Here is a 15,866-nt window from a genome sequence, read left to right as displayed (position 1 = left end):
GTGTCGCCCGGACCGTCGGCCGCGCGGGCTAGCGCACGGGGCGGCTCGCGGGCCCGCCGGGCGCTCCCCGGTCACGCATGGGGAACCTCACACCGCCGCCGCGCGAGAGTGGGTCAGATGCCGAGGTCGCGCGGGACCCGGAGCTGCAGGGCCATCGCCTCGAGCGCGAGCAGCGGCGACACGTTGGCGTTGATGCGGTCGCGGGCCTCGTTGATGGCGTCCATGGCGGCGAGCAGCTGCTCGGGGCCGAAGACGCCGGCGAGCGCGCGCACCTTGTCGACGGCGTCGGGGTTGACGAGGTCGACGTCGGAGCGCAGGCGCAGCACGAGCGCGTCGCGGTAGATCGAGGTGAGGTCGATGAGGGCCCGGTCGACGACGTCGCGGGCCGACCGGGTGGCGCGGGTCTTCTGCTCGCGCTCGAGCGCGGCGACCTGCGAGCGGATGTGGGGCGGCTGGGTGCGCGCCGTCGGGTCGGCGCCGAGTGTCTCCATGAGGTGTGCGCGCTCGGCGGCGTCGCGCTCGGCGCTCGAGGCGGTCGACTCCTCGTCGGCGATCTGGGCGAGGTCGGCAGCCGCACCGATGGCGTCACCGACACCGAGGATCTTCGTGGCCATGGCGATGACGTCACGACGGCGGATGCGGGCCTGCTCGTCGCGAGCCAGCCGACGCGCGAGGCCGACGTGCGACTGGGCGGCGCGGGCGGCATACAACGCCATGGCGGGATCGACCCCGTCGCGTCGCTGGAGCAGCTCGGCGACGGCCTCGACCGGGGGTGTGCGCAGACGGACGTGTCGCGACCGCGAGCGGATCGTGACGATGACGTCCTCGAGGCTCGGCGCGCAGAGCATCCAGACCGTGCGCGGCGTCGGCTCCTCGAGGGCCTTGAGCAGTGCGTCGGCTGGGGCGTCGGTGTAGGCGGTGAGACGGTCGGCGTCCTCGATGATGATGATGCGCCAGCGGCCGACCGACGGGCGCAGCGCGGCCTCCTGGACGAGCGCCCGGGCCTCGGCGACCTTGATCGACAGGCCCTCGGTGGCGACGACCTTGACGTCCGCGTGGCTGCCGTCGAGGGCCGTGCGGCACTCGCGACACTGACCGCAGCCACCGTCGGGGCACTGGAGGGCGGCGGCGAAGGCCCGGGCTGCGGTCGAGCGGCCCGAGCCGGGCGGACCTGTGAAGAGCCACGCGTGCGTCATCGCCGACTCGTCGCTGACGGCACGCGAGAGCGTCTCGATCGTCGGCTCCTGGCCGACGAGGTCGGCCCAGACGGTCATCGGCGACCCGCCATGACGCGGTCGACGCCGTCGACGACGCCAGCGTGGAGCCGCTCGACCGACTCGGTCGCGTCGAGGACGAGGTAGCGCTCGGGGTCGGCCGCGGCGAGCTCGAGGTAGCCCCGGCGGACCGCGGCGTGGAAGGCGTCGGCCTCGGACTCGAGGCGGTCGTGCACGGTGCCGCGACGCGCGCGACCCACCTCGGGCGAGACGTCGAGGACGATGGTCAGGTCGGGCAGCAGGCCGCCGACGGCCCAGTGCTGCAAGGCGGTGATCTCGTCGCGGCCGAGCTCGCGGCCGGCACCCTGGTAGGTGATCGAGCTGTCGACGTAGCGGTCGGTGATGACGACGGCACCGCGCGCCAGCGCCGGCTTGATGAGCTGGTCGACGTGGTGGGCCTTGTCGGCCGCGAAGAGGAGCGCCTCGGCGCGCGCCGCGACGTGGTCGCCGTGCAGCACGAGCTCGCGGATCTGCTCGCCGAGCGGGGTGCCTCCGGGCTGGCGGGTCACGACCACCTCGCGCCCTCGCAGCTCGAGCGCCTCGGTGAGCAGGCGCACCTGGGTCGACTTGCCCGCACCGTCGCCACCCTCGAAACAGACGAAGAGCCCGGGAGCGGTGCCCTGTCGATGGGTCGCAGCCGCGAGGTTCTCCGTCACGCCCCGACCCTATGCCAGCGTCCGGACACCAGCCCCGCGTCCCCGCTCTCCCCCGGCACCGAGGAAGCGGGTGACGACGGCGCCCACGCCTCAGCGACGCGCGACCAGGGCCTCGGCGATCTGGACGGCGTTGAGGGCCGCGCCCTTGCGGAGGTTGTCGCCGACGACGAAGAGCACGAGCCCCTTGCCCTCGGGCGCCGCCTGGTCCGCGCGCACGCGGCCGACGAAGACCTCGTCACGACCGGCGGCCTCGAGCGGGTTGGGCACGTCGGTGACGATGACGCCCGGGGCGTTCTTGAGCAGGTCGAGCGCCTCCTCGGGCGAGATGTCCTCGGCGAACTCGGCGTGGATCGCGAGGCTGTGCCCCGTGAAGACGGGGACGCGCACGCACGTGCCCGAGACCCGGAGGTCGGGGGCGTGCAGGATCTTGCGCGACTCGTTGCGCAGCTTCTGCTCCTCGTCGGTCTCGAGCGAGCCGTCGTCGACGATGGACCCCGCGAGGGGCACGACGTTGAAGCCGACCGGGACGGCATACAGCTGAGCCTCGGGGACGGCCACCGCGCGGCCGTCGAGGGCGAGCCCGGTGGGGTCGCCCGCGGCATACGCACCCTTGAGCTGGCGGTCGAGCTCCCGGACGCCCACGCCGCCGGAGCCGCTCACGGCCTGGTAGCTCGAGACGTGCAGGCGCACGAGGCCCGCCCTGTCGTGGAGCGGCTTGAGGACCGGCATCGCGGCCATCGTCGTGCAGTTGGGGTTGGCGACGATGCCCTTGGGGATGTCGTCGAGGTCAGCGGCGTTGACCTCGGAGACGACGAGCGGGACCTCGGGGTCCTTGCGCCAGGCGCTCGAGTTGTCGACGACGGTCGCGCCGGCGGCGGCCACCTTCGGCGCGAGCTCTCGGCTCGCGGCGCCGCCGTTGGAGAAGAGGGCGATGTCGATGCCGGCGAAGTCGGCCGTCGCCGAGTCCTCGACCGTGACGTCCTCGCCCTTGAACGGGAGCGTCGTGCCGGCCGAGCGCGCGGACGCGAAGAACCGCACCTGCGTGACCGGGAAGTCCCGCTCCTCGAGAAGGGCGCGCATGACGCCACCCACCTGACCCGTTGCACCGAAGACACCAACTCGCATGGCCCAAGGTTACGGCGGCCGCCGACCGGCACCGGGCCGCGTTCAACTGGTGGGCGCCTGGGCCGCGCGGGCTGGGAGGTGGCTGTGATTCTCCCGTTCCACCGACCTGCCGTGCGGAGTGGGAGCACCCTCGACCAGGGGGCCACAGTCCTCCTCGGGCGCCACAGGAACACATCTTCAAGGGAGAGTCGTATGAGCCGACTCAGCATTCGGGCCACCTGCGCGATGGCCGCCGTCGCTCCGCTTCTCGTCGTCAGTGCCGTGTCCGCCGGTGCCGGCGGCCAGGGAGCCGTCACGTTCACCGACAACCAGCACTCGGTCGTCGACGTGTTCCACGACATGAATCCGTGCACCGGGGACCCGGGCACGGTCAGCGCCGTGGAGAACCAGATCTTCCACGGCACCATCAACAAGACCGGCTCGTGGTTCACGGGCACGGCCGAGGGCAAGTTCACGTTCACGCCGGACGACCCGTCGAAGATCACCTACACGGGACACTTCGCCAATTGGTTCGGCGACGAGAACAACCTGCGCAACGGCGTCGAGCACAGCACGTTCAACGTCAACGCGACGGGCACGGACGGGTCCCACCTGCAGTTCCACGACAACGCCCAGGCCACGCTCAACGCGAACGGCACCGTGACGGTCTCGTTCGACCACATGTCCTGCGCCTGAGCGGGTGCGTCGCGCACCACCGGGCACAGCGCACATCGGGCACACCGGACCGGGCGGCGCAGCGGTCGCCCGGCCCGGTGGGCCCCCGACGTCACTCGCGGTGGCGGTCGGCGTTGGCGTGGATGGCGTCGCGGACGTATGCCGCGAGCCCGGGTGCGAGGTCCTCGTACGTCTTCGTGAAGCGGGGGTCGGCGACGTACATGTCGGCGAGCCCGATGTGGAAGGTGTGGTCGAGGTCGTAGAAGCGGTCGTGGATGTGTCGGCGGTGCTGCTCGGCGGCGTCCATGGCCGCCTCGCTCGTCGCGGGCGCGCCCGAGTGCAGGGCTGCGACGAAGGCGGCGTTGACGGCGTCGGCCTCCTGCTTGACCTGCTCCCAGTCCGCCTTCGTGTAGCGCTTGGTGCGCGACCGCGACTGCTTCCAGGCGTCGGTCTCACCCCAGCGGTCCTGCGCCTCCTGCTCGTACTCGTCCGTGAAGCCGTCGCCGAAGAGCTCCTTGAGGTCCTCGGTCGTGGCGGGCTGGTCGTTCATCGCTCTCTCCAGTGCTCGGTCGATGGCCGAGACGAGCTCGCGCAGCTCGTCCAGCCGGGTCATGACGGTGGCGCGCTGCCGGCGCAGGTGGTCGGCTGCGTCCTCGCCGCCGCGCAGCAGGGTCGCGATCTCGTCGAGCGGCATCTCGAGCCGTCGGTAGACCACGACCTGCTGCAGGCGAGTGAGGTCCTCGTCGGTGTAGAGCCGATAGCCCGTTCGCGAGCGCTCGCTCGGGACGAGCAGTCCGATCTCGTCGTAGTGGTGCAGCGTGCGCACCGTCACGTCGAAGAGCTCGGCGACCTGCCCCACCGTCCAGGTGGTCATCTCCTGCGTCCTTCCGGTCATGGGATCGAGCGTGACGCCTCACGCGACGTGAGGGTCAACCCCATTGAAGCGCCCATGCGCGCGGGAAGTGCCGGGAGGTGCCGAGGCGCCGGGAGGTGCCGAGGCGCCCGGAGGCGCCGGACGTCCCGGGTGGCGCCGTCGGGCAGGCGGCCTACTCTCGACACGTGGAGCTCGAGGTCCGTCACCTGCGCGTCGTCGCGGTGGTCGCGCAGCAGGGCAGCATCCCTGCCGCCGCGGCCACCCTCGGGGTGTCTGCGGCGACCCTGGGGTCCGAGGTGGGTCGCATCGAACGCGCCCTCGGCTGCACGCTGTTCCGGCCGAGCGGAGACGGGATCGCGTGCACCGCGATCGGCGAGCGCGTCGTGTCGCGGGCTCGCACCGTCCTCGACGAGGTGGCGGCGCTGCGCGAGGACGTGCGCACCCACCGCGCGAGCGACGCCCCGCTGCGCCTCACGTCGGACTCGATGCGCTACTTCACGTCGTTCGTCAGCCACGCCTACGCGACGGACATGCGGCGACCGTTGATGCCCGTGCCACCGCTGTCCGGCGGGACGACGACCGACGCGATCAGCGACGGCCGGGTCGACGTCGCCGTCGTCATCGCGCTCGTGGCCGACCGGCGCGAGGAGCGGGCGCGGTCGATGATCGGCGAGCGCGTCATCGTCGAGCGTGAGCCGCTGCTCGTCGCGCTGTCGGCGTCTCACCCGCTGGCGGCCCAGCGGTGCGTCGACATCAGGGAGCTCGCCGGCGAGGACTGGATCCTGCCGCCGACCGAGGTCGACCCCGGGTCCGAGGCGACGAGCACCGTGCTCGCCCGCCTCGGCGTCACCCTCCGTTCGTCCTACGGACCGCACGACCTCGGGCCGTTGTGGCCGGCGGTCGTCGCCGGCCGGGCCGTGTCCTTCGCCGTGCCCACGGCGTCCGCGCCGCCGGGCGGGGTGCTGCGGCCGCTCTGCGACCAGCCCATCACGGCCCGACGCCTGCTCCGCTGGCGGGTGGGGGCGCTCGACGACGAGGACGTCGAGCGGTGCGTGCGCGCGGCGGGCTCGGCCTACCGGGAGCAGCTGACCCACACGGCGCAGACCCAGGGCTGGTGGCCGACGGCGCGCTCCGACGAGAAGCCGATCCTCGCGCCCTGACGGGCCGCGACCTCTGACCGGTGAGCGCCGCGACCCTAGAGTGAGCGCGTGCACCGTCGCCTCGCGCTCGTCCGTCGACCCTCCCCTCGTCTCGCGGACGGGATCGTGACGCACATCGAGCGCTCGGCAGCCGTCGACGGCGAGCTGGCCCTGCGGCAGTGGCAGGAGTACGTCGACGTGCTCCGCCGTCGCGGCTGGTCGGTCGTCGAGGCCCCGCCGGTCGACGACTGCCCCGACGGCGTCTTCATCGAGGACCAGGTCGTCGTGCACGGCGACGTCGCGGTGCTGTGCCGCTCCGGCGCACCCGGACGCCGCGGCGAGCGCGCAGGGGTGCGCGAGGCCGTCGAGGCACACGGCTACCGGGTCGTCGAGGTCGAGGAGCCCGGCACCCTCGACGGCGGGGACGTGCTCAAGCACGGGCACGTCGTGTGGGTCGGTGTCGGCGGCCGCACGAACCTCGCCGGCATCGAGCAGCTGCGGCGCGCGTGGGAGGGCCATCGCGTCGAGGTGGTGGCGGTGCCCGTCTCGAAGGTCCTCCACCTCAAGTCGGCGGTGACGGCTCTGCCCGACGGGACCGTCCTGGGCTACCCACCGCTCGTCGACGACGTGAGCACGTGGCCCCGGTTCCTCGCTGTGCCAGAGGAGTCCGGCGCCCACGTCGTGCTGCTCGGTGGCATGTCGGTGCTCATGTCCGCGTCCGCGCCGCGCAGCGCGCAGCTGCTCGCCGCCCGTGGTCACGACGTGACGACCGTCGACATCTCCGAGTTCGAGAAGCTCGAGGGCTGTGTCACCTGCCTGTCGGTGCGCCTGCGGGGATAGACCCGTGGCGGCGCCACTCTGTTAGGGTCGCTAACTGGATGAGCAATCTCCCGAGCGACTGAGGTGATCGACATGCCCGGATCCACCACGCCGGCCGCCGCCCTGACCAGCAGCGACCAGGTGCGTCGCGTGGCCGTCATCGCCGCCGAGATCTTCTGCGTGGTCGGCACGCTCGTCGGCGTCGGCGTGCTCGGCACGCGCGTCGAGGAGTCCTCGGGAGGAGCCCTGGCCGCGACCGCGACCCTCATCGCGCCCGCCGGCCCGGCCTTCTCGATCTGGACCCCGATCTACCTCGGCCTCCTCGCGTATGCCGTGTGGCAGGCCCTGCCTGCCAACGCCGTTCGCGAGCGGGTGCGCAGCACCGGGTGGCTCGCCGCCGCGTCGATGGTGCTCAACGCGACGTGGCTCCTCGTCACGCAGCAGGGCTGGATCTGGGCGAGCGTCGTCGTCATCGTCGCGCTCGCGCTGACCCTCGGCGTCCTCCTGCGCCGCCTGACCCGTGAGCCCGCCAGGTCGATGTGGGAGCAGGTCATCCTCGACGGCACGTTCGGCCTCTACCTCGGCTGGGTCGCCGTCGCGACGTGCGCCAACATCACTGCGGCACTGGTGGACTCGGGCGTGGACCTCGGCGCCACCGCCAACCAGGCGGCCGCGGTGGTCGTCCTGGCCGTCGCGGCCGGACTCGGCATCGTCTTCGCCCGTCGCCTCGGTGGCCGCTGGTCGGTCGCCGCCGCGATGGCCTGGGGGCTCGCCTGGATCGCCGTCGGCCGCCTCGGGGACGAGCCCAGCTCCGTCGTGACCGGCATCGCGGCGGTCGTCGCCGCCGTGGTCGTCGTCGTCGCCGCCGGGCGCTGGCACACCCGACGGCCGGCGACGCCGCAGACGTCGCGACGGCTGCGCACGGTCTGACGGGCCTCGGCACCGCGCCGTCGGAACGGCGTGTCGCGACGGTCCGGCGGCCCGTCGCGAGCCGGCCGGGTGCCCGACTCGCATACGGCCCTCGCAGCCACCCCGCGACCGACCCGTGAGGTCTACGCTGCGACGGGGGCCGGACTCGAGCAGTGGGGTGATCCTTTCGTGGACGCTGACGTCGTCATCGTCGGTGCAGGGCTGGCAGGGCTGCGGTGCGCGCGACGGCTCACCGAGCTCGGTCACGAGGTCGTCGTCCTCGAGTCGAGCGACGGGGTCGGCGGGCGCATCCGCACCGACGTCATCGATGGCTTCCGGTGCGACCGGGGCTTCCAGGTGCTCAACCCCGCCTACCCGGCGGTGCGGCGGTGGGTCGACGTGTCGACGCTCGACCTCAAGCCCTTCGGGTCCGGTGTGCTGGTGCGGCGGACGAACGGCCTCCAGGTGCTCGCCGACCCGATACGAGAGCCACGCCTGCTCGCCCAGACGATGCGCAGCGGCTACCTCCACCCGCGCGAGCTGGCAGGCGTCACGCGGTGGACCGCTCGCGTCATTGCCGACCCGAAGACCGTTCTGGCCCAGAAGGACTCGACCCTGGCAGAGTCTCTCGACGAGGCCGGCGTCACGGGTCGGCTGCGCCGAGAGGTGCTCGATCCCTTCCTCGCCGGCGTCCTCGTCGACAGCCACGGCGGCTCGTCGGCCAACTTCACGAAGCTGCTCGTGCGGATGTTCGCCCTGGGCCGCCCGGCCGTCCCGGCGACGGGCATGCAGGCCCTGCCCGAGCAGGTCGCGAAGCCGCTCGGCGACCGCGTCCGGCTGAACAGCCGCGTCGAGTCGATCACACCCGTGCCCGGGGGCGTGGACGTGCTGGTCGACGGTCAGCGCCTGAGGGCCCGCAGCGCCGTTGTCGCGACCGACCCGATCGGCGCGGCCACCCTCACCAGCTTGCCCGAGCCGCCGACCAAGGGCCTCGTCACGTGGTGGTTCGACGCGCCGGAGCCGCCCCACTCCCTCCCGCTCGTGGCCGTCGACGGACGCCGCCGCGACTCCGTCCCACCCGGCCCGGTGTGGAACACCGCTGTCATGACGGCCGCGGCCCCGAGCTACGCCCCGCCGACGAAGCACCTCGTCGAGGCGACGTGCCTGCTCGACCGTCCCGACGGCGACGCGTCCGAGGCCGACGTCCTGCGCCACGTCGGCGAGATCTATGGCTGCGACACGACGGACTGGCGCGTCGTGACACGACACCGCGTCGACGCGGCGCTGCCCGCCATGACACCGCCGCTCGAGGTGCGGTCACCGGTCACGCTCGGCGACGGCGTCTTCGTCTGCGGCGACCACCGCGATACCGCGTCGATCCAGGGCGCGCTCGTCTCGGGCCAGCGAGCCGCCGAGGCGGTCAACGCGCACCTCTGACACGGCACGCCCCCGCCGCGAGAAGAAAGTTCGCCGCAGGTGCATCCCGGCACGGCACGTCCTCGGAAGTAGGGGCAGACGGCACACCAGGCCGTCGCTCCCGAAGAGAGGACAGACCGTGAAGAAGCGTCACCTGGTCCCCGTCGTCGCGGCCCTGGCCGGCGTGCTCGCCGTCCCGGCCGCCGTCGCCGCTCCCGCGGCGTCCCCAGCAGCCGCCCCGACGACGGCCTCCGTGCCCCCCACGACGGGCACCCGAAGCCTGGCCGCGGTGCTGACGGCAGACGGCAACCGGTTCGACCGCAACTGGTACGACTACGACATCGTCACCGAAGCGGTCCTCGCCGTGCTCGCGGCCAAACCGAGCAGCCCTGTCGGCCTGCTGACCAAGGGCGATGTGGCACTGACGGCCTTCATCCCCAACGACCGGGCCTTCCAGGTCCTCGCCGCCGACCTGACGGGGCGCTGGTACGGATCCGAGACGAAGGTCTTCCAGGCGCTCGCAGGCGCCGTCGGCATCGACGCCCTGGAGCAGGTCCTGCTCTATCACGTCGTCCCCGGCGGCCCCGTCACCTCGTCGCAGGCCCTCCGGTCCGACGGCGCGATGCTGGCGACGGCGCTTCCCGGCAAGAGCATCAAGGTCGACGTGCTGTCGCGCTGGCTCAAGCTCGTCCGCCTCGTCGACGGCGACCGCAACGACGCTGACCCGCTGCTCAACCCGCGGGCGCTCGACATCAACAAGGGCAACCGGCAGATCGCGCACGGCATCGTCCTCGTCCTGCGACCCGCCGACCTCTGACGCCTTCCGCGCGGCCCCCGAGGTCCGCACCGCACACCACCACTCCCCCTCCCGGATTCGCCTCCACCCGAGCGCGGCCCCCGTCGCACTCGAGCACTCACCCCTCTGGAAAGGAACGACCATGAAGTCGCTTCGCATCGTCGCCGCCACGACCCTCGCCCTCGCCCCGGCCGCCTTCCTGGCGGCCCCGGCCCACGCGGCCGACGCCACGGTCTCGATCCTCCACGCCGTGCCCGGCGCGACGGTCGACGTCTACGCCAACGGCAAGGCCCTGCTGACGGACTTCAAGCCGGGCACACTGACCGATCCGCTGATGCTCCCCGAGGGCACCTACGACCTCAAGGTCACGCAGGCCGGCGCGGGCGCCGGTGGCGCAGCCGTCATCGAGGCCAACGACGTCAAGGTGCCGGGCGGCGCCAACGTCACCGTCGTCGCGCACCTGTCCGAGGCCGGCAAGCCGGTCCTCACGCCCTTCGTCAACGACACGTCCAAGATCGATGCCGGCAAGGCGCGGATCACCGTGCGCCACACGGCCGCCGCCCCCGCGGTCGACGTCCGGGCCAACGGCACGGTGGCCTTCAAGAACCTCACCAACCCGAACGAGGCCAAGGCCGACCTGCCGGCCGGCACGATCTCGGCCGACGTCGTCCTCGCGGGGACCGACACCGTCGCGATCGGTCCGGCCGACCTCGACCTCAAGGAGGGCAGCAACACGATCGTGTACGCATGGGGCAGCGCCGCTGACAAGAACCTCAAGCTCGCGGTCCAGACCCTCTCCGGCATGCACTCGGCCCCGGGTGGCGTCCCGGCCGGGGCGGGCGGCCAGGCCGCCGCGGCCCGGGAGTCCTCGGAGGTGGCCCGCTACGCGGCCGTCATCGGTGCCGCTGCCGCCGCGGGCGGGCTCGTCCTCGTGTCCCGCCGGCGCGCCACCGGGGTCCGCTGACCCGCCACGCACCCGTCGCGAACGACCGAGATGAACCGCACCGTCGACCCCGGACCGGGTCGCTCCCGGGCCCGGGCGTCGAGCCCGTCCAGGGGGGTGGCCGCCGCGCTCGCGGCCGCCCTCCTGGCGGGCGTGGGCGTGGCGTGGCTGACGCGTGCCTCGGACACCGCCCTCCCAGCGGCGTCCGGGGCGGGCGTCACCAGCACCGCCGCACCCGCAGCCGGCGCCCCCACGACCCCTGCCCCACAACCGGGGTCGCCGGGGTCGCCGGCCGGGACGGACGGCTCGGCCGGTCCGTCACAACCGGGGGTCCGCCCGGCGACGCAGCAGGCGGGCCCGACCGCGGCGGCCCCCGACCGCCTGACGATCCGCCGCCTCGGCATCGACATGCGGGTCGTTCCGGTGGGCGTCGCCCGTGACGGCGAGATGGCGCTGCCGGAGACGCCCGCCCAGGTGGGCTGGTACCGCTACGGCCCGCGGCCCGGAGACGACGCCGGGTCGACGGTCCTCGCGGCGCACCTCGACATGCCGGGCTACGGGATCGGCCCCATCGCGGCCGTCGAGGAGCTGCGCACGGGCGACGTCATCACGGTGCGGTCGGGCGAGGTGAGCCGGAGGTATGCCGTGACGTCGGTGAGCCAGGTCCGCAAGACGACGCTCGACCTCGCCGCCCTCTTCGCCCGCGACGGACCTGCACTGCTCCACGTCCTGACCTGCGGGGGCGACTTCGACCGCGAGCAGCGCCGCTACGACGAGAACGTCGTCGTGACCGCCGAGCCGCTCGCGTGAGCAGGACGTGGTTAGGTGGGTCCGTGCACGTGCACGACGACCCAGACGTCGAGTCCGCCGAGCTCGCCGTCCGGTTGGTCGGTGGGGACCGCGAGGCCCTCGCCGAGATGTACCGCCGCTGGTCCCCCCTCGTGCACACCATCGCCCTGCGCGCCCTCGGCACCAGGGAGGACGCCGAGGACGTCGTCCAGCAGGTGTTCGTCGCCGCCTGGCGGGGACGCGCCACTCTCCGACCCGACCGTGGGTCGCCGGCGGCGTGGCTCGTGGGCATCGCAAAGCACCGCGTCGCCGACGTGCGCACGCAGCGCTACCGCGCCCACCGCAACCTGCAGGCGCTCGCGTCCGAGGTGGTCACCGAGCCGACGACCACGCACGACTCCGACTGGGCCGAACGACTGCTCCTCGTCCACGAGCTCGAGCGGATGGGCGATCCGCGAGCGACCGTGCTCCGAATGGCTTTCATCGAGGACCGCACGCACGATGACATCGCCCGCATGCTGCAGATGCCCCTCGGCACCGTGAAGAGCCACGTCAGGCGGGGACTGCTCGAGCTGAGAGACCGACTCCAGGAGGTGGAACGTGTCGCATCCGACTGACGACGAGCTCGTCGACCTCGCCCTGGGCGAGCCCGTCGACGCGAGTCGTTCCGCCCACGTCGAGGAGTGTGCCGTGTGCTCCGCGTCGGTGGAGCAGCTGCGGCGCACCCTGCGCCTGACCTCAGGACCGCTGGCGTATGCCGACTGGCAGGCTCCCGACGACGCCGTCTGGGCGCGCGTGACCGCCGAGATCGACGCGCAGCCCGACGCCCCGGTCGGTGCCGGGCCGGCCCCCGCGACCATGGGGGGTTCCGACGCCGGACCTGACGCCGGACCCGCGCCCACTCCTCCGGAGACCTCCTTGCTTCACGACGAGCGTCCGTCAGGGACGGACGCTCCAGAGCGACCTGACCGACCTGACCCATCTGACCGACCCGCGAGCCCGACCGGTCCCGCGGCAACGGCGGGGACGGCATACGCCCCCGAACCCGTCCCCGCGGACGCGACGGTCACGCCGATCACGGCGGGCGCTGCTCGTGCGACGCGCCGACGAGCCGCGGCGTGGGGCGCCGCTCTCGTGGCGGCCAGCCTCGTCGTGGGACTGCTCGCCGGGCGGGCCATCTGGAGCCCGAACGAGAGCGGGAGCGTCTCGCAGGTCGCCCTGAAGACCCTCGACACGCGCCAGCGCGAGGGACAGGCCTCGGTCGTGCGGGCCGGAGACGGGCTCGACCTCAACGTCGTCACCGACCGTCCGCTCGACGCCGGCGACGGTTACCTCGAGGTCTGGCTCATCAACGCCGACGGCAAGCGGATGGTCTCCGTCGGGGTGCTGCGACCCGGCGAGACGGGCACCTTCCCGATCAGCCAGGCGCTCATCGACCAGGGGTACGTCGTCGTCGACATCTCCAAGGAGCAGTTCGACGACAAGCCGGCGCACTCGGGCGACAGCCTGCTCAGGGGGAAGCTGCCCGCCTGAGCCTCAGGTCATGAGGTTCTTCATCGCGGCGGTCGCGCCCCTGAGGTAGCGCTCGACGACGTCGCGGTCCCCCTCCGACAGGGTCGCGTCGAGGGCGGCGAGGCTCTCGAACATCGGCGTCATCCGGGCGAGCACCTCGGCGCGACCGCTGTCGGTGATGACGACCTCGGTGCGGCGGCCGTCGCCGGGGTGCGAGCGACGCTCGGCGTGCCCGTGGCCGACGAGACGGTCGACGACGCCTGACGAGGCGGCCGACGTCACGCCGAGCACCTTGGCGAGGTCGACGGGACCGATGGGGCCGCGCATGAGGTGCCGGAGGGAGTGCAGCTCAGACGTGCTGAGGCCCGCCTTGCGGGCGACGACGGCGGGGACGGTCTCGGACACCTCGACGAGCTCCTGCAGGGCCGTGAGGGTGCCCGACGTGCGCCACTCGGGCACGCCGGGGACGAGGCCGACCTCGGGCGGCCCGTCTCCCCGAACGGGCTGGCCTTCATCGACGGACGCATCCTTCGGGGCGCGGGCACGCCTCGGGGCCGGCTGTTGGCCGACGGTCTGTTTGCTGCTAATGTCACTCACCAACTTAGTAATCTACTGAGTAACCCGATGAACCATCTTAACTGGAGGTGTGGCGTGCGCTCGGTGACCGACAGGATCACGCGCAAGTGGTGGGCCGTGGCGATCGTCGTCCTGGCCCTGGCAGGAGCGATGGGCGTCGTGAGCGCCGTGGGCGAGGCGCAACGCACCTCGGCCTCGACCGACGCCCTGCCGATCGGCTCAGACAGCGCAGCGGCGCTCGAGATGCGCGACCGGCTGCCGGAGGCCGAGGGCTCCACGGCCGTCGTCGTCTTCAGCAAGGACTCGGGCACGCTGACCGACGCTGACCTGACAGCCGTCGAGGGACGCGTCGCCCAGGTCCCCGGTGCCGGCCGGGCCCCGCTCCAGCGCAGCGAGGACGGCACCGCCGCGCTCGCGATCGTGCCCGTCGACGTCACGGACGCGACGGACACGGCAGCCCTCGTGGGCGACATCCGCGAGGTGGTCAAGGCCGACCTGCCCGAGGGCGTCACGGCACAAGTGACCGGACCCGCCGCGGTCCAGGCCGACCTCGCTGCGGTCTTCGAGGGCGCCAACACCCGCCTGCTCATCGCCACCGCCTCCGTCGTCGCCCTGCTGCTCGTGCTGACCTACCGCAGCCCCATCCTCTGGATCTTCCCGCTCCTCGTCGTCGGCGTCGCGGACCGACTCGCAGCCGTGGTCGCGACACACACGCTCGCGGCATTCTCCATCGTCTGGGACGAGTCGACCATCGGCATCCTCTCGGTCCTCGTCTTCGGCGCCGGCACCGACTACGCGCTGCTGCTCATCTCGCGCTACCGGGACGAGCTGCGCAGCCACGCCGACCGGCGCGAGGCCATGTCCTTGGCCCTGCGCCGCACGTCCGAGGCCGTCCTGTCGAGCGCCGTCACCGTCGTCATCGGTCTGCTGACCCTGCTCCTCTCGCTCTTCCCGGCGACGCGTGGTCTCGGTCTCGCCTGCGCCGTCGGCGTCGTCGTCGCCGCGGCCTTCGTCCTGCTCGTGCTGCCCGCGGCGCTCGTCGTCTTCGACCGCTGGATCTTCTGGCCCAGGGTGCCCCGCGAGGGCGAGGCGGCTCTCGCGGACGGCCACTCGCTGTGGCGCCGCGTCGGCGACCGCGTCGCCGCCCACCCGAAGCGCATCATCAGCGTGACGCTCGTCGTGCTCGCCGTCATGGCGGCCGGCATCGCGGCGATCGACACCGGACTCAAGCCCGCCGACCAGTTCCTCAGCAAGCCCGAGGCCATCGCCGCGAGCGAACGCCTGGCGCAGTCCTTCCCTGCCGGCAGCGCCGACCCCGCCGTCATCGTCACGACCGCCGACCCGCAGGCCGTGACGAGCGCCGCCGAGGACGTCCCCGGCATCGCCGGCGCCCGCATCGTCAAGCAGGCAGGCGGCGTGGCCGAGGTGGACGCCGTCATCCAGGCGGCGCCCGGATCCGACGAGGCGACCGACACCGTGCGCTCCCTGCGGGCCGCACTCACCCAGCTCCCCGACAGTCACCTCGCGGGCACCGAGGCCGTCGCGCTCGACCAGGCGGAGGCGTCGTCGCGCGACCGCCTCGTCATCTTCCCGATCGTGCTGGCGCTCGTCCTGCTGGCCCTGGGACTGCTGCTCCGATCTGTCGTCGCCCCGCTCGTGCTCGTCTCGACGGTCGTCGCGACGTTCCTCGCGAGCGTCGGCGCCTCGTGGTGGATCTTCACGAAGATCTTCGGCTTCTCCGGCCTCGACGACAGCGCGCCGCTCTTCGCCTTCGTCTTCCTCGTGGCGCTCGGCGTCGACTACAACATCTTCCTCGTCACGAGGGCGCGAGAGGAGTCACGCCTGCACGGCTCCCGCCAGGGGATGCTGCGGGGCCTCGCCGCGACGGGCGGCGTCATCACGAGCGCCGGCATCCTGCTCGCCGCGGTCTTCGCGGTGCTCGGCGTCCTGCCGCTCGTCGTCCTGGCCCAGATCGGCGTCATCATCTGCGTCGGCGTCCTGCTCGACACCCTCGTCGTGCGCACGCTCCTCGTCCCGGCCATCGCGGTCGTCCTCGGCGACCGCTTCTGGTGGCCCCGCCGAACGCACCACTCCGTGTCGGACCGGTCGGCGACCGAGGACGCCGCCCCGGCCGCCCCTGTCGATGCCGATGCCGATGCTCTGACGAAAGTCGGGACAAGCTCTTGACATGGAGCGGCCGCCGCCGTTGAATCGGGAGTGCCAACATTAGACAAACCATGGACAAACCGGGCCGATGCCTCAGGCGAAACCCTCGTCCATACCTCGCGTCCCCCGATCACCGTTCACGCCGCCACCCCTCTCGACAGCCCGTGCGGTCTCGATCGACTCCCTCCCCGTCGATCGAGGCAGACCGTGGGCCACGC

16 protein-coding genes are annotated in these 15,866 nt (G+C 72.7%); 11 read left to right on the top strand and 5 right to left on the bottom strand.

What is annotated here, in order from left to right:
- Positions 1-113: 113 nt before the first annotated feature.
- From AB4Y83_RS12380 to AB4Y83_RS12370, 3 genes are all read right to left on the bottom strand, one after another.
- Complete coding sequence (locus AB4Y83_RS12380) at positions 114-1,274, bottom strand: DNA polymerase III subunit delta' (RefSeq protein ID WP_056773724.1); 1,161 nt, start codon at positions 1,272-1,274, stop codon at positions 114-116.
- Positions 1,271-1,930, bottom strand: coding sequence for a dTMP kinase (gene tmk / locus AB4Y83_RS12375; protein ID WP_442276908.1), 660 nt, complete (start codon positions 1,928-1,930; stop codon positions 1,271-1,273). Before tmk ends, AB4Y83_RS12380 begins: the two co-directional genes overlap by 4 nt.
- Before the next feature lie 90 nt (positions 1,931-2,020).
- On the bottom strand, positions 2,021-3,055 hold the full coding sequence (locus tag AB4Y83_RS12370; RefSeq protein ID WP_442276909.1) for an aspartate-semialdehyde dehydrogenase: 1,035 nt from the start codon (positions 3,053-3,055) through the stop codon (positions 2,021-2,023).
- 192 nt (positions 3,056-3,247) lie between these two features.
- On the opposite strand from AB4Y83_RS12370, the gene AB4Y83_RS12365 reads away from it, so the two are divergent.
- Positions 3,248-3,730: a hypothetical protein gene (locus tag AB4Y83_RS12365; protein WP_442276910.1), complete on the top strand. Its 483-nt coding sequence runs from the start codon at positions 3,248-3,250 to the stop codon at positions 3,728-3,730.
- A gap of 91 nt (positions 3,731-3,821) precedes the next feature.
- Here AB4Y83_RS12365 and AB4Y83_RS12360 read toward each other — a convergent pair whose 3' ends face one another.
- A complete protein-coding gene (locus tag AB4Y83_RS12360; RefSeq protein WP_442297056.1) occupies positions 3,822-4,583 on the bottom strand; it encodes a MerR family transcriptional regulator in 762 nt (253 codons plus the stop codon).
- Positions 4,584-4,768: 185 nt separating this feature from the next.
- Here AB4Y83_RS12360 and AB4Y83_RS12355 point away from each other — a divergent pair, with 185 nt between their 5' ends.
- The 9 genes from AB4Y83_RS12355 to AB4Y83_RS12315 all read left to right on the top strand — a co-directional run bounded on the left by AB4Y83_RS12355 (position 4,769) and on the right by AB4Y83_RS12315 (position 12,927).
- Positions 4,769-5,743, top strand: a complete 975-nt coding sequence (locus AB4Y83_RS12355) for a LysR family transcriptional regulator (protein WP_442276912.1) — start codon at positions 4,769-4,771, stop codon at positions 5,741-5,743.
- A gap of 48 nt (positions 5,744-5,791) precedes the next feature.
- Positions 5,792-6,562 (top strand): dimethylargininase, encoded by a 771-nt coding sequence (gene ddaH / locus AB4Y83_RS12350; protein ID WP_442276913.1) that lies wholly within the window; start codon positions 5,792-5,794, stop codon positions 6,560-6,562.
- Between the two features lie 72 nt (positions 6,563-6,634).
- On the top strand, positions 6,635-7,471 hold the full coding sequence (locus AB4Y83_RS12345) for a TspO/MBR family protein (protein WP_442276914.1): 837 nt from the start codon (positions 6,635-6,637) through the stop codon (positions 7,469-7,471).
- Between the two features lie 168 nt (positions 7,472-7,639).
- Entirely contained in the window at positions 7,640-8,887 is a 1,248-nt protein-coding gene (locus AB4Y83_RS12340) for an NAD(P)/FAD-dependent oxidoreductase (RefSeq protein ID WP_442276915.1), read from the top strand.
- Positions 8,888-9,005: 118 nt separating this feature from the next.
- Positions 9,006-9,683, top strand: coding sequence for a fasciclin domain-containing protein (locus tag AB4Y83_RS12335; protein ID WP_442276916.1), 678 nt, complete (start codon positions 9,006-9,008; stop codon positions 9,681-9,683).
- A gap of 121 nt (positions 9,684-9,804) precedes the next feature.
- Complete coding sequence (locus AB4Y83_RS12330; protein ID WP_442276917.1) at positions 9,805-10,626, top strand: DUF4397 domain-containing protein; 822 nt, start codon at positions 9,805-9,807, stop codon at positions 10,624-10,626.
- Positions 10,627-10,656: 30 nt separating this feature from the next.
- Positions 10,657-11,415, top strand: a complete 759-nt coding sequence (locus AB4Y83_RS12325) for a class F sortase (protein WP_442276918.1) — start codon at positions 10,657-10,659, stop codon at positions 11,413-11,415.
- 23 nt (positions 11,416-11,438) lie between these two features.
- Positions 11,439-12,011: an RNA polymerase sigma factor gene (locus AB4Y83_RS12320; protein WP_442297055.1), complete on the top strand. Its 573-nt coding sequence runs from the start codon at positions 11,439-11,441 to the stop codon at positions 12,009-12,011.
- A complete protein-coding gene (locus AB4Y83_RS12315) occupies positions 11,995-12,927 on the top strand; it encodes an anti-sigma factor domain-containing protein (RefSeq protein WP_442297054.1) in 933 nt (310 codons plus the stop codon). Before AB4Y83_RS12320 ends, AB4Y83_RS12315 begins: the two co-directional genes overlap by 17 nt.
- Before the next feature lie 3 nt (positions 12,928-12,930).
- Here the strand turns inward: AB4Y83_RS12315 and AB4Y83_RS12310 are convergent, their stop codons facing one another.
- Positions 12,931-13,503, bottom strand: coding sequence for a MarR family winged helix-turn-helix transcriptional regulator (locus tag AB4Y83_RS12310; protein ID WP_442276921.1), 573 nt, complete (start codon positions 13,501-13,503; stop codon positions 12,931-12,933).
- 63 nt (positions 13,504-13,566) lie between these two features.
- On the opposite strand from AB4Y83_RS12310, the gene AB4Y83_RS12305 reads away from it, so the two are divergent.
- Complete coding sequence (locus AB4Y83_RS12305; RefSeq protein WP_442297053.1) at positions 13,567-15,669, top strand: MMPL family transporter; 2,103 nt, start codon at positions 13,567-13,569, stop codon at positions 15,667-15,669.
- Positions 15,670-15,866: the final 197 nt, after the last annotated feature.

It is taken from the genome of Terrabacter sp. RAF57, assembly GCF_052113925.1.
Taxonomy (GTDB): Bacteria; Actinomycetota; Actinomycetes; order Actinomycetales; family Dermatophilaceae; genus Terrabacter.
This window is presented reverse-complemented; position numbering and strand designations above follow the sequence as displayed.

Bases quoted from the DNA above. Each gene is read 5' to 3' on its own strand.
- AB4Y83_RS12380 (WP_056773724.1), bottom strand. From the start codon at position 1,274: ATGACCGTCTGGGCCGACCTCGTCGGCCAGGAGCCGACGATCGAGACG.
- AB4Y83_RS12370 (WP_442276909.1), bottom strand. From the start codon at position 3,055: ATGCGAGTTGGTGTCTTCGGTGCAACGGGTCAGGTGGGTGGCGTCATG.
- AB4Y83_RS12365 (WP_442276910.1), top strand. From the start codon at position 3,248: ATGAGCCGACTCAGCATTCGGGCCACCTGCGCGATGGCCGCCGTCGCT.
- AB4Y83_RS12360 (WP_442297056.1), bottom strand. From the start codon at position 4,583: ATGACCACCTGGACGGTGGGGCAGGTCGCCGAGCTCTTCGACGTGACG.
- AB4Y83_RS12345 (WP_442276914.1), top strand. From the start codon at position 6,635: ATGCCCGGATCCACCACGCCGGCCGCCGCCCTGACCAGCAGCGACCAG.
- AB4Y83_RS12330 (WP_442276917.1), top strand. From the start codon at position 9,805: ATGAAGTCGCTTCGCATCGTCGCCGCCACGACCCTCGCCCTCGCCCCG.
- AB4Y83_RS12325 (WP_442276918.1), top strand. From the start codon at position 10,657: ATGAACCGCACCGTCGACCCCGGACCGGGTCGCTCCCGGGCCCGGGCG.